Source organism: Streptomyces milbemycinicus (assembly GCF_002154605.1).
GTDB lineage: Bacteria > Actinomycetota > Actinomycetes > Streptomycetales > Streptomycetaceae > Streptomyces > Streptomyces milbemycinicus.
Map to the genome: position 1 here is coordinate 1 of NZ_MUNE01000004.1, position 12,097 is coordinate 12,097.

Genomic DNA, 12,097 nt, shown 5'->3' on the forward strand with positions numbered 1-12,097 from the left:
GGGGGGGGGGGGGGGGAGGGGGAGGGAGGTCAGCTGTTGGCGCCGAGCTCGATCGGCACGCCGACGAGGGAGCCGTACTCGGTCCAGGAGCCGTCGTAGTTCTTGACGTTGGTCTGGCCCAGCAGCTCGTGCAGGACGAACCAGGTGTGAGCGGAGCGCTCACCGATGCGGCAGTAGGCGATGGTGTCCTTCGACAGGTCGACGCCCTCGCCCTCGTAGAGCTCCTTGAGCTCGTCGTCGGACTTGAAGGTGCCGTCGTCGTTGGCGGACTTCGACCAGGGGATGTTGCGGGCGGTCGGCACGTGGCCCGGCCGCTGCGACTGCTCCTGCGGGAGGTGCGCCGGGGCGAGCAGCTTGCCGGAGAACTCGTCGGGGGAGCGGACGTCCACCAGGTTCAGCGAGCCGATGGCCGCCACGACGTCGTCGCGGAAGGCGCGGATCGAGGCGTCCTGGGCCTTGGCCTTGTACTCGGTCTGCGGCCGGGACGGGGCCTCGGCGACCAGGTCGCGGGAGTCGAGCTCCCACTTCTTGCGGCCGCCGTCGAGGAGCTTGACGTCCTGGTGCCCGTAGAGCTTGAAGTACCAGTAGGCATAAGCCGCGAACCAGTTGTTGTTGCCGCCGTAGAGCACGACCGTGTCGTCGTTGGCGATGCCCTTCTCGGACAGCAGCTTCTCGAAACCGGCCTGGTCGACGAAGTCGCGGCGCACCGGGTCCTGGAGGTCCTGCTTCCAGTCGATCCGGATGGCGTTCTTGATGTGGTTCTTGTCGTAGGCAGAGGTGTCCTCGTCGACCTCCACGATGACCGTCTTGGGGTCATCGATGCGGGCCTGTACCCAGTCGGCGTCAACCAGGACGTCACTGCGGCTCATGTTTCTCTCCTCCGGGGCAGTTGCGGCGGTACGGGTACGCGTCGGTATGCGGGCTACGCGCGGTTCGGTAGCGAGCGTACGAACGGAGTGCGGGCGGGCTCGGCTGACGGGCCGATAGGAGCGGGGCCGATGAGGCGGGAACGGGGCCGATGAGGCGGGAAAAGGAGCGGGCCGCGCGTCCTCGTCAGGCGGCGCGACAGAGCATGGCGGCCACGCGGCACAGGTCTACTGCCCGCCGCTTCGTGAGATCCGCCTGTCGCTTCATGCCTCCGATCGTAGGGACGGACTGGCGGGCATGTCACCGGTGTGTCGGATGGTGAGACGAGATTGTCCGCGATGTGAAACGAGAGGGGCGTCCGGTGCCCCGCCGAGTGGTCGGCGGGGCACCGGACGCCCATGGATGTCCGCTGAATGTCTGCCATCGCGGACGAGATCGTCTCAGCGGATGGACAGAAGGAATGACCTGGAGGAAGAATGCGGGGGCGGCCGCAAGGGGAGGGGCGGCGCCGGGGGGTTCCGGCGGCTCAGCCCGCCAGCTCGACGTTATTACCCACGACCGAGACGTCTACGCCGTCCTCGTCCGTCTCGACCTTGTCGAGCCGCATGCCCGTCGGCAGGCCGTCGATCTTGCGGTCGATGTCCGTGCGCTGGCGCACCTTCTCCTCCCACTGGGGGATCTTGCTGCCCGGGACGGACTCGGCGCGCATCCGGATGGTGTCGCCATTGACGATGGTGACCGTGGAGTACGTGCTCATGCTCAAGCCCATCAGCTGTCCGGTGATCTTGACGCGGCCCCGGCCCGACTCGTCCTTCCCGGCGTAGCCGACCGTGATGCCCTGGCCGGCCGCCGTGGACAGGTCCGCGTAGCTGATGTGCGCCGAGCCGGTGGCGCTGTCGGCGGTGGCGGAGGAGAAGCTGCTGGATATCCGGACGTTGTGCAGCGAGGCGTTGAGCTTGGTGACGCGCACCGTACGGCCGCCCCCCGCGTCCGTGGTCAGCCCGTCCATGCCGATCTCGACCTCGTCCAGCTCCTTGCCGGCGACCTGGGTCAGGAACGGGAAGCCCTTGATCGAGACGTCGGGGGTGTTGGTCAGCCCCTGACTGGTCTTGATCTTGTCGGCGGCCTCGGATTCCGCGAAATACACCGCCAGGCGGTCGGCGGCGACGAACAGAATGCCGAGTACGACGAAGACGATCGCCGTGATTCGCAGTGCGCGCATTGCGTTGGGTCCCCCATGCTCTGGCTCAGGCCCATGCCTGAGGCTGCGAGCCTAACCGCAGCGGTGCGGGCGTGGCCGGGCGGCGAGGCCCGGATCACACGGCGAGGTCCGGATCACCTGGCGGGGTCCGGACCGTCACCTGGCGGGGTCCGGACCGTATGGCGGGGTCTGGATCACCCCAGGGCGCGCCCCATGACATAGACCGCCGGGGCCGCGGCGGCCAGCGGCAGGGCGACACCCGCGGTCATATGGACGAAGCGGGACGGATAGTCGTAGCTCGCCACACGCAGTCCGATCAGCGCGCACACCCCCGCCGCCGGGCCCAGCAGCACGGCGCTGGTGGTGCCGGTGTCGGTCACCCGGGTGGCCGCCAGGCCCACGCCCGCGGACGCCGCCAGCGCCAGAACCGCGGAGGCCGCGCCCGGCAGCGGCAGGGCCCGTACGAGCGCCGCCACGGCGACGGCCGCGGCGCCCACCACGACGGCGTCCGAGGACTCGGCGACCGCGGCCAGATGCCCGGCCGCGATCACGGTGACCGCGGTCGAGGCGACGGTCGCCGTCAGCCCGTACAGGCGCTCGTCGGGCGAGGCGTGGCTACGCAGCTGGAGGATCAGCACCAGCAGCAGCCAGACGCCGATCGTGCCCATGAGCACCGTCGGGGCGTGGGCGCGCTCGGTGGTCAGCAGGCCGATGTCCGCGGCCAGACCGCCCGCGAAGGCCAGCGCGATGCCCTGCCGGGCGGGCCACATGCCGTTGAGCCGGAACCAGCCGGCCGCGGTGACCGCCTGCAGCAGCGCCACGACGACGGCGACGGCTGGCCGGGCCAGCGGCGCGGTGGCCGCGAGGAGGGCGGCGAGCACGGCGGTCAGGGCGGCGGGCGTCAGACCCGGCGCGATGATCGGCGAGCGGCCCTCGGCGCGGGCCCGCTGGGCGGCGGTGAGCGGCTTGGCGGATGCGGCGGGCTCCGCGGGCTCGGCGGATCCGCTGGGTTCGGCGGGCTTGGGGGCGGGCCTGGCTGGAGCCGAGGGCGATGGCACGGCTTGGGCCGGGGTGCGCGGGGCGGCTGCGAACTGCATGGTGTCCGCCGTCGTCTGGGCGGCCGGGGCGTGCTGCCGCTGACCGTCAAAGGCGGCGGCGTACGGCTCCTGGTATCCCTGCTGCCCCTGCTGCCCCTGCTGCCCCTGGTATCCCTGCGCCTGGTGCGGCTGGGCCCCCTGGTACGTCTGCTGCTGGTGGTACCCGTGCTGGGCGTACCCCTGCTCCGGGTACGCCTGCTGCTGTGGGTGCTGGTACCCCTGCTGGTACGCCTGCTGCCCGTCGTACGCCTGCTGCCCTTCGTACCCCTGCTGCCCTTCGTAGCCCTGCCAGGCGGCGGGCTGCTGCCCGTGGGGGTCGTACTGGCTGTGCGCGTCGTACTGCCCCTGCGGGGCGTAGGACCCGTACGCGCCCTGCTGCGCCCTGTCGTATTCCTCGTAGCCTTCGTAAGCCTGGTACGGCGGCTCGGCCGACCCGTTCGGCCCATAAGGGTCGTACGGATGATTCCCGGGGTGCTGCGGCTGGTTGCTCATGACGTCGGGGTCACCCTCCTGCGAACGGCGGGAGCACCTCGACCGTGCCGCCCTCGGCCAGTTGGACCGTCTTGTGATCACGGGTGCCGACGGGGTCCCCGTCGACCAGGAACGAACAGCGCCCCAGCACCCGCGCGAACTCCGGCCGCGCGGTGTGCCGCTGCCGGGCCGCGGCCAGGGCCTCGGCGAGCGTCGCCGCGGCGTACGGCTCCTCGGCGGTGCCGGCGGCCGCCTTGGCCGCGGCCCAGTACCGGATGGTGCCGGCCGGCGGTCCCGCCGTGTTCTTCATCGCCATCGCGATCCCTCTCCCGTCATCTGCCGCCCCCCATGATGACGGGGTCCGGCGGCAGACCGGTAAATCCAGGGGCACGCCCTAAGACCCTCGCTTAGGGTTCCGGTGTGCTGGTCCGACTTATACGGGCGTACCTGAGGCCCTACACCCAATCGATTGCCTTGATCGTCGTGCTGCAACTGGTGCAGACACTGGCGACGCTCTATTTGCCGACCCTCAACGCCGACATCATCGACCACGGTGTCGTCAAGGGTGACACCGGTTACATCCTGCAGGTCGGCGGCCTGATGATCGCCATCACGCTGGCGCAGATCGTCTGCTCCATCGGCGCCGTCTACTACGGCGCCCGGACGGCGAGCGCACTCGGCCGTGATGTGCGCGCGGCCGTCTTCGACCGCGTGCAGTCCTTCTCGGCGCGTGAGGTGGGCCACTTCGGCGCGCCCTCCCTCATCACCCGTACCACCAACGACGTACAGCAGGTCCAGATGCTGGCCCTGATGTCGTTCACCTTGATGGTCTCGGCGCCGATCATGTGTGTGGGCGGCATCATCATGGCGCTCAACCAGGATGTGCCGCTCTCCGGGCTGCTGCTGCTCATCGTCCCGACCCTGGGCGTCATCGTCTCGCTGATCGTCCGGCAGATGCGCCCGCTGTTCCGCGGCGTCCAGGAGCGCATCGACACCGTCAACCGTGTGCTGCGCGAGCAGATCACCGGCATCCGCGTGATCCGGGCCTTCGTCCGCGACCAGCATGAGCGGGACCGCTTCACCGGGGCCAACACCGAGCTGCTGGACGTGTCGATGAAGGCCGGCCGGCTGATGTCGCTGATGTTCCCGGCCGTGATGATGGTGGTGAACCTCTCCAGCGTCGCGGTCGTCTGGTTCGGCGGGCACCGCATCGACAGCGGGGATATGAAGATCGGGGCGCTGACCGCGTTCCTCAGCTATCTGATGCAGATTCTGATGGCTGTGATGATGGCCACCTTCATGTTCATGATGGTGCCGCGGGCCGAGGTGTGCGCTGAGCGCATCCAGGAGGTGCTGGAGACCGAGACCAGCGTCGCTCCGCCCCTGAAGCCCGTTCCGCCCCTGGAGCGCCGGGGCCTGCTGGAGCTGCGGGGCGTGGAGTTCCGCTACCCGGGCGCCGAGGAGCCGGTGCTGCGCGATGTCTCACTGGTCGCCAGGCCCGGTCAGACCACCGCCGTCATCGGCTCCACCGGAAGCGGCAAGTCCACCCTGCTGGGGCTGGTGCCCCGGCTGTTCGACGCGACCGACGGCAGTGTGCACGTCGACGGGGTCGACGTACGCGACATGGACCCGGTCCTGATGGCCGAGTCCATCGGCCTGGTGCCGCAGAAGCCGTACCTCTTCTCCGGCACCGTCGCTTCAAACCTGCGGTACGGAAAGCCGGACGCGACCGACGAGGAGCTGTGGCAGGCCCTGGAGATCGCCCAGGCCCGTGACTTCGTCGAGCGCATGGAGGGCGGGCTCGAGGCCCCGATCGCGCAGGGCGGCGGCAATGTGTCCGGCGGCCAGCGGCAGCGGCTGGCGATCGCCCGCGCACTGGTCCGCCAGCCGGCCGTGTACCTCTTCGACGACTCCTTCTCGGCCCTCGACTACGCCACGGACGCGCGGCTGCGCGCCGCGCTGGCGGATGAGACGGAGGACGCGACGGTGGTCATCGTCGCCCAGCGGGTGTCCACCATCCGCGGTGCGGACCGGATCGTGGTCCTCGACGAGGGGCGGGTCGTCGGCACCGGCACCCACGCCGAACTGATGGAGAACAACCAGACCTACCGGGAGATCGTGCTCTCCCAGCTCACCGAGCAGGAGGCAGCGTGAGCGAGAAGAGCGCTCCGGCAGCCGGCGCACCGTCAGCCAGTACCTCCAGCAGTACCTCCAGTGCCCCGCCGCCCAGCACCGCCGCGCCCCGAAGAGGTCCCGCGCCCGCGGCCGGCCCCGGGCGCTTCATGGGCGGCCAGCCGACCGAGCGCTCCATGGACTTCAAGGGCTCCAGCCGCCGGCTGCTGGCGATGCTGCGGCCCGAGCGCGGGATGGCGCTGGCGGTGCTCGCGCTGTGCGCGGTCAGCGTCGGGCTTTCGGTGCTCGGTCCGAAGATCCTCGGCCATGCCACGGACCTGATCTTCGCGGGCATCATCGGGCGGAAGCTGCCCGACGGGACCAAGGCGGAGGCCGTCGAGGGGCTGCGGCGGTCGGGCGAGGACACGCTGGCCGACATGGTCGCGTCCATGGACGTGGTCCCCGGCCAGGGCATCGACTTCGGCGCGGTAGGGACCGTGCTGATGTGGGTGACCGCGATCTACGCCTTCTCCTCGCTGCTCAACCTCTTCCAGGCGCGTATCGCCACGGTCGTGGTGCAGCGCTCGGTCTTCCGGATGCGCGAGGAGGTCGAACACAAGCTGGCCCGGCTGCCGCTGTCGTACTTCGACAAGCAGCAGCGCGGCGAGGTGCTGTCGCGGGCCACCAACGACATCGACAACATCCAGCAGACGCTGCAGCAGACCCTCAGCCAGCTGATGACCTCACTGCTGACCATCGTGGGCGTGCTGGCCATGATGTTCTGGATCTCGCCGCTGCTGGCGCTGGTCGCGCTGGTGACCGTGCCGATCTCGGTGGTGGTGGCGACGAAGGTGGGCAAGCGGGCGCAGCCGCAGTTCGTGCAGCAGTGGAAGTCCACCGGCAAGCTCAACGCCCATATCGAGGAGATGTACACCGGCCACTCGCTGGTGAAGGTCTTCGGCCGGCAGCACGAGTCCGCCGAGCTCTTCGGGGTGCAGAACGAGAAGCTGTACGAGGCGGGCTTCCGCGCCCAGTTCATCTCCGGGCTCATCCAGCCCGCGATGATGTTCATCGGCAACCTCAACTATGTGCTGGTCGCCGTGGTCGGCGGGTTGCGGGTGGCCAGCGGGGCGCTGTCGATCGGCGATGTCCAGGCCTTCGTCCAGTACTCGCGCCAGTTCAGCCAGCCGCTCACCCAGGTCGCCTCGATGGCCAACCTGGTGCAGTCGGGCGTCGCCTCCGCCGAGCGGGTCTTCGAGCTGCTGGACGCCCATGAGCAGGAGCCGGACGCGGTCGAGCCGGCGCGGCCTGAGCAGGTGCGCGGCCGGGTCGAGTTCGAGGACGTCTCCTTCCGCTACGAGCCCGACAAGCCGCTGATCGAGGACCTGTCGCTGGCGGTGCGGCCGGGCCAGACGGTGGCCATCGTCGGCCCGACCGGTGCGGGCAAGACCACGCTGGTCAATCTGCTGATGCGGTTCTACGAGGTCAGCGGCGGGCGGATCACGCTGGACGGGGTGGACATCGCGGCCATGTCCCGGGAGGAGCTGCGCTCCAACATCGGCATGGTGCTCCAGGACACCTGGCTCTTCGGCGGGACGATCGCGGACAACATCGCGTACGGGGCGGAGGGCGCGTCCTTCGACAAGATCGTGGAGGCGGCCAGGGCCACGCATGTCGACCGCTTCGTACGGACGCTGCCGGACGGCTACGACACGGTGATCGACGACGAGGGTTCCAACATCAGCGTCGGTGAGAAGCAGCTGATCACGATCGCCCGGGCGTTCCTGGCGGAACCGGCGATCCTGGTTCTGGACGAGGCGACGAGCTCGGTCGACACCCGTACGGAGGTGCTGATCCAGCATGCGATGGCCTCCTTGCGGACCGGCCGCACCAGCTTTGTGATCGCCCACCGGCTGTCGACGATCCGGGACGCGGACGTGATCCTCGTGATGGAGTCGGGGCGGATCGTGGAGCAGGGCACGCATGAGTCGCTGCGGGAGGCGGGCGGAGCCTATGCGCGGCTGTACGAGGCGCAGTTCGCGGAGCCGGTGGCCGAGGCGGAGTGAGCCGTCCCGGTGCGCAGGCGTAACGGCGTACGTGCAACGTCGCAGGCGTAACGGCGCACGCGCAACGGCGCAGGCGTAACGGCGCGGGTGTAGCCGTGCGGACGTAGCCGGTCAGACGTGGGTCGTCGCCCAGGCGGCGATCCGGCCCAGCAGGGCGGGGCCGGCCGCGTTCTCCGCGTGGCCGAAGCCCGGCTCGATCCACAGCTCTGTGGACGACGGGTCCGCCGCGTCCACGAGTGTCCGCGGATGGTCCAGCGGGAAGTAGGGGTCCTGGTCGCCGTGGACGATCAGCAGGGGCGTGGGGGCGATCAGCGGCGCGGCGGCGACCGGTGAGAGCGGTTCGGGGTCCCAGCCGCGGGAGTCGATACGGGTGCGTAGCCCGTAGCGGGAGACCAGGCGCCCGGCCGGCCGGGTGATCGCCCAGTGCACACGGCGCATCGGGGCGGTCCCCCGGTAGTACCAGCGGGCCGCCGCGCTCACCGCCACGGCGGCGTCGGTGTGCGCCCCTTCGCGCGCCCCTGCGCCTTCTTTCGCTTCAAGAGCCCCCGGAGCCTCCAGAGCCCCCGTGCCCGTTTTCCCTTCCGGGGCTGCCGCCCCGTACAGCGCCGCGTGCCGCAGCACCACCGAGCCGCCCATCGAGAACCCGACCGTGGCGATCCGCCGGTGTCCGAGCCGACGCGCCCACCGCACCGCGGCGGCCAGGTCAAGGACCTCGCGGTCGCCGACCGTGGAGCGCCCGGCGGAGCGTCCGTGCCCGCGGAAAGAGAAGGTGACCACGGCCGCGTGGCGGCCCAGTGCCGCCGCGGCGCGGCGCACCGCGGGGCGCTCCAGAGCACCCGTGAAACCATGCGCGACCACGATGGCCGGACCCGGGGCCGGGTCCGTGCCCGACCCCGGTCCATACGGCTGAAACGGCGTGTACGCGGCCTCGATCGCCACCCCGTCGTCCGTCAACAACCTGGTCGGCCGTCCGCGCTCGGTGATCAAGGAAACATGAGGCGGTGCGGATACAGCCTTAATCCCACGTGTCATGTGGGTTATTCTTCTGGGAAGAGGATCCGGGCAAAGCAGCCCCCGGGTCCTTTTGTGCTTTCAGGCGCGTTCCGCGCGTTTGAGCGCACACGCGCTCCAGGGCGCGGAGCCGCAGCCCGGCACAAAGTGGTGCTGAGTCGCGTAAAGCAGTACACACGAAGCAGTGCGCACGAAGTAGTGCGAGTCAGCCAGGTACGAAGCACAGGTACGAAGCAGTAGCCGCATACTCCCCCAGGCCGGGCCTGGGAGGTGCCCCCTCTCGCAGGGACCGAGGAGGAACCGACGTAATGGGCGAGCGAAGCGTGTACGACCATAGGACGACGTCCGGGGCGGGTGATCACCGATGAGCTCCCTCCTCCTGCTGACCAACGCGCTGCAGCCCTCGACGGAGGTGCTTCCCGCGCTCGGGCTGCTGCTGCACGGCGTGCGGGTGGCCCCGGCCGAGGGACCGGCCCTGGTGGACACCCCCGGGGCCGATGTGATCCTCATCGACGGCCGCCGCGATCTGCCCCAGGTGCGCAGCCTGTGCCAGCTGCTGCGCTCCACCGGCCCCGGCTGTCCGCTGATCCTCGTGGTGACCGAGGGCGGCCTTGCCGCGGTCACCGCGGACTGGGGCATCGACGACGTTCTGCTCGACACCGCCGGCCCGGCCGAGGTCGAGGCGCGGCTGCGGCTGGCGATGGGCCGGCAGCAGATCACGACGGACGACAGCCCGATGGAGATCCGCAACGGCGATCTGTCGGTCGACGAGGCCACGTACAGCGCGAAGCTCAAGGGCCGTGTGCTGGATCTCACATTCAAGGAGTTCGAGCTCCTGAAGTACCTGGCCCAGCACCCCGGCCGGGTGTTCACCCGGGCGCAGCTGCTCCAGGAGGTCTGGGGCTACGACTACTTCGGCGGCACCCGCACGGTCGATGTGCACGTACGGCGGCTGCGGGCCAAACTCGGCCCGGAACACGAGTCCTTGATCGGCACCGTGCGGAACGTGGGCTACCGATTCGTCTCGCCCGAGAAGGGCGACCGCGGCGGCGAGGAGTCCAAGCTCAGGTCGGGCACCGGGAGGGCGGCACCCGAGGCGGCTCCGGCCGACGGGGCGCCGCGCGCGGAGAACATGGCGGAGAACATGAAAGCCGGGGCCGCACGCCCGGCCAACACTTAGCTGGACCCGCGTAGACTTCCGCGCGTGGCCAAGGTGACGCGGGATGATGTGGCAAGGCTGGCGGGGACTTCCACGGCGGTCGTCAGTTACGTCATCAATAACGGACCAAGGCCGGTCGCCCCGGCCACGCGCGAGCGGGTACTCGCTGCGATCAAGGAGCTCGGCTACCGGCCGGACCGGGTCGCGCAGGCGATGGCCAGCCGGCGGACCGACCTCATAGGGCTGATCGTGCCGGACGCCCGTCAGCCGTTCTTCGGCGAGATGGCACACGCAGTCGAACAGGCCGCCTCCGAGCGCGGAAAGATGGTGCTGGTCGGCAACTCCGACTACCTCGACGAGCGCGAGGTCCACTATCTGCGCGCCTTCCTGGGCATGCGGGTGTCCGGGCTGATCCTCATCAGCCAGGGCCTGAGCGAGAACGCCGCCGCCGAGATCGAGGCATGGGACGCCCGCGTCGTGCTGCTGCACGAGCGCCCCGAGGCGATCGACGACGTGGCCGTGGTGCTGGACGACATCGGCGGCGCGCAGCTGGCCGTACGGCACCTGCTGGAGCACGGGTACGCGTACGTGGCGTGCATCGGCGGCATGGAGATCACCCCGACCGTCGGCGACCCGGTCACCGACCACGTCGAGGGCTGGCGCCGGGCGATGCTGGAGGCCGGGCGGTCCACCGAGGGGCGGCTCTTCCAGGCCCCGTACAACCGGTACGACGCCTACAAGGTCGCCCTGGGGCTGCTGTCAGGACCCGACCGGCCGCCGGCCATCTTCTGCGCGACGGACGACCAGGCGATCGGCGTGCTGCGGGCGGCGCGCGAACTGCGCATGGAGGTGCCCGGGGAGCTGGCGGTCGCCGGCTTCGACGACGTGAAGGAGGCGGGGCTCACCGATCCGCCGCTGACGACCGTCGCCTCCGACCGGCCCGCGATGGCGCGCGCGGCCGTCGACATGGTGCTGGACGACGGGGTACGGCCCGCGTCCTCGCGGCGGGAGCGGGTGCGGCAGTTCCCGTCGGCGCTGGTGGTGCGGCGGTCCTGCGGCTGCGCGTAACACGCGGCGCGGTCCCTCGCCCCGTGCTCCGATCTCGACTCCGTGTCTTTATCTCGGGCATACCGACTTCTGTCGGGCTTCTCAGCGGGCACTCAGAAAGTTCTCATCTTCGCTGCGCACAGTCATATACATGACGGAGAACACGCCCCGCAGCGGCGATTACGAGCCCCAGCAGCCCCCGTACGGCGCCTGGTCCGGCTATCCCGCACCCTATCCGGCGCCGCCCGCGCAGGCGCCCCAGGAACCCGTCACCACCCCCTCGGGGGTCACCGTATGGCCCGGAAGCGGTCACGGGAGTGGCCGCCGCAGGCGGCGTCCCTCCAAGTCCGCGCTGCTGATCGCGGCGGTGGCGGTGGTCTCGGCGCTCGTGGGCGGCGGGACGGCGGCGCTGGTCACGGACGCGACCCAGAAGTCGGACAGCTCCACCACGACCACCGTCGTCAACGCCACCTCCAGCAAGGTCGGCGGGGTCAGCGCCGTCGCGACGGCGGTCAGCCCGAGCATCGTGGAGATCAGCGCCAACTCCAACAGCGGCCAGTCCACCGGCTCCGGCGTGATCATCACCAGCGGCGGCGAGATCATCACCAACAACCACGTCATCGCCGGCGCCGACACCATCAAGGTCACCTTCAGCGACGGCAGCAAGAAGAGCGCGACCGTGGTCGGCACGGACAAGAACAAGGACCTGGCCCTGATCAAGGTCGAGGGCGCGAGCGGGCTCAAGGCCGCCACGCTCGGCGACTCCAGCGGGGTCCGGGTCGGCGACCAGGTGGTGGCCATCGGCTCGCCCGAGGGGCTGACCGGCACCGTCACCAGCGGTATCGTCTCCGCGCTCGACCGCGATGTGACCGTCTCGACGGACGAGAGCCAGGGGCAGGGGCAGGGGCAGGGGCCGGGCGGCGGCAGCGGGGAGTGGCCGTTCGAGTTCGGCGGCGGCCGGTACAACGGCGACGTCGGCTCCTCGACCACCACCTACAAGGCCATCCAGACCGACGCCTCGCTCAACCCCGGCAACTCCGGCGGCGCGCTCATCAACATGAGGGGC

11 protein-coding genes are annotated in these 12,097 nt (G+C 70.2%); 5 read left to right on the forward strand and 6 right to left on the reverse strand.

Annotation, left to right across the window (positions count from 1 at the left end; all coding sequences use genetic code 11):
• Positions 1–29: 29 nt before the first annotated feature.
• The 5 genes from CCN51_RS00410 to CCN51_RS00425 all read right to left on the reverse strand — a co-directional run bounded on the left by CCN51_RS00410 (position 30) and on the right by CCN51_RS00425 (position 3,952).
• Positions 30–869 carry a sulfurtransferase gene (locus CCN51_RS00410; RefSeq protein WP_014177645.1) on the reverse strand — a complete coding sequence of 280 codons (840 nt, stop codon included), beginning with the start codon at positions 867–869 and terminating at the stop codon, positions 30–32.
• 184 nt (positions 870–1,053) lie between these two features.
• Positions 1,054–1,134 (reverse strand): putative leader peptide, encoded by an 81-nt coding sequence (locus CCN51_RS59785; protein ID WP_352133573.1) that lies wholly within the window; start codon positions 1,132–1,134, stop codon positions 1,054–1,056.
• 259 nt (positions 1,135–1,393) lie between these two features.
• Positions 1,394–2,089 carry an LmeA family phospholipid-binding protein gene (locus tag CCN51_RS00415; protein ID WP_014177644.1) on the reverse strand — a complete coding sequence of 232 codons (696 nt, stop codon included), beginning with the start codon at positions 2,087–2,089 and terminating at the stop codon, positions 1,394–1,396.
• 173 nt (positions 2,090–2,262) lie between these two features.
• Positions 2,263–3,657 (reverse strand): hypothetical protein, encoded by a 1,395-nt coding sequence (locus tag CCN51_RS00420; protein ID WP_014177643.1) that lies wholly within the window; start codon positions 3,655–3,657, stop codon positions 2,263–2,265.
• Between the two features lie 10 nt (positions 3,658–3,667).
• Entirely contained in the window at positions 3,668–3,952 is a 285-nt protein-coding gene (locus CCN51_RS00425) for a MoaD/ThiS family protein (RefSeq protein ID WP_014177642.1), read from the reverse strand.
• A gap of 104 nt (positions 3,953–4,056) precedes the next feature.
• Here CCN51_RS00425 and CCN51_RS00430 point away from each other — a divergent pair, with 104 nt between their 5' ends.
• Together CCN51_RS00430 and CCN51_RS00435 are read left to right on the forward strand one after the other, a co-directional pair.
• Positions 4,057–5,790 carry an ABC transporter ATP-binding protein gene (locus tag CCN51_RS00430; RefSeq protein ID WP_043487138.1) on the forward strand — a complete coding sequence of 578 codons (1,734 nt, stop codon included), beginning with the start codon at positions 4,057–4,059 and terminating at the stop codon, positions 5,788–5,790.
• A gap of 128 nt (positions 5,791–5,918) precedes the next feature.
• Complete coding sequence (locus tag CCN51_RS00435) at positions 5,919–7,814, forward strand: ABC transporter ATP-binding protein (RefSeq protein ID WP_014177640.1); 1,896 nt, start codon at positions 5,919–5,921, stop codon at positions 7,812–7,814.
• 111 nt (positions 7,815–7,925) lie between these two features.
• Here CCN51_RS00435 and CCN51_RS00440 read toward each other — a convergent pair whose 3' ends face one another.
• Entirely contained in the window at positions 7,926–8,846 is a 921-nt protein-coding gene (locus CCN51_RS00440) for an alpha/beta hydrolase family protein (RefSeq protein ID WP_078610531.1), read from the reverse strand.
• A 343-nt stretch (positions 8,847–9,189) separates the two neighbouring features.
• Between CCN51_RS00440 and CCN51_RS00445 the strand changes: the two genes are divergently transcribed.
• The 3 genes from CCN51_RS00445 to CCN51_RS00455 form a co-directional block, all read left to right on the forward strand.
• Positions 9,190–10,005, forward strand: a complete 816-nt coding sequence (locus tag CCN51_RS00445) for a response regulator transcription factor (protein WP_014177638.1) — start codon at positions 9,190–9,192, stop codon at positions 10,003–10,005.
• A 24-nt stretch (positions 10,006–10,029) separates the two neighbouring features.
• On the forward strand, positions 10,030–11,052 hold the full coding sequence (locus CCN51_RS00450; RefSeq protein ID WP_014177637.1) for a LacI family DNA-binding transcriptional regulator: 1,023 nt from the start codon (positions 10,030–10,032) through the stop codon (positions 11,050–11,052).
• Between the two features lie 130 nt (positions 11,053–11,182).
• On the forward strand, positions 11,183–12,097 hold a 915-nt coding region (locus CCN51_RS00455; RefSeq protein WP_086859163.1), incomplete at its 3' end, for a S1C family serine protease.

Bases quoted from the DNA above. Each gene is read 5' to 3' on its own strand.
- CCN51_RS00415 (WP_014177644.1), bottom strand. From the start codon at position 2,089: ATGCGCGCACTGCGAATCACGGCGATCGTCTTCGTCGTACTCGGCATT.
- CCN51_RS00435 (WP_014177640.1), top strand. From the start codon at position 5,919: ATGGGCGGCCAGCCGACCGAGCGCTCCATGGACTTCAAGGGCTCCAGC.
- CCN51_RS00410 (WP_014177645.1), bottom strand. From the start codon at position 869: ATGAGCCGCAGTGACGTCCTGGTTGACGCCGACTGGGTACAGGCCCGC.
- CCN51_RS00420 (WP_014177643.1), bottom strand. From the start codon at position 3,657: ATGAGCAACCAGCCGCAGCACCCCGGGAATCATCCGTACGACCCTTAT.
- CCN51_RS00425 (WP_014177642.1), bottom strand. From the start codon at position 3,952: ATGGCGATGAAGAACACGGCGGGACCGCCGGCCGGCACCATCCGGTAC.
- CCN51_RS59785 (WP_352133573.1), bottom strand. From the start codon at position 1,134: ATGAAGCGACAGGCGGATCTCACGAAGCGGCGGGCAGTAGACCTGTGC.
- CCN51_RS00440 (WP_078610531.1), bottom strand. From the start codon at position 8,846: ATGACACGTGGGATTAAGGCTGTATCCGCACCGCCTCATGTTTCCTTG.
- CCN51_RS00445 (WP_014177638.1), top strand. From the start codon at position 9,190: ATGAGCTCCCTCCTCCTGCTGACCAACGCGCTGCAGCCCTCGACGGAG.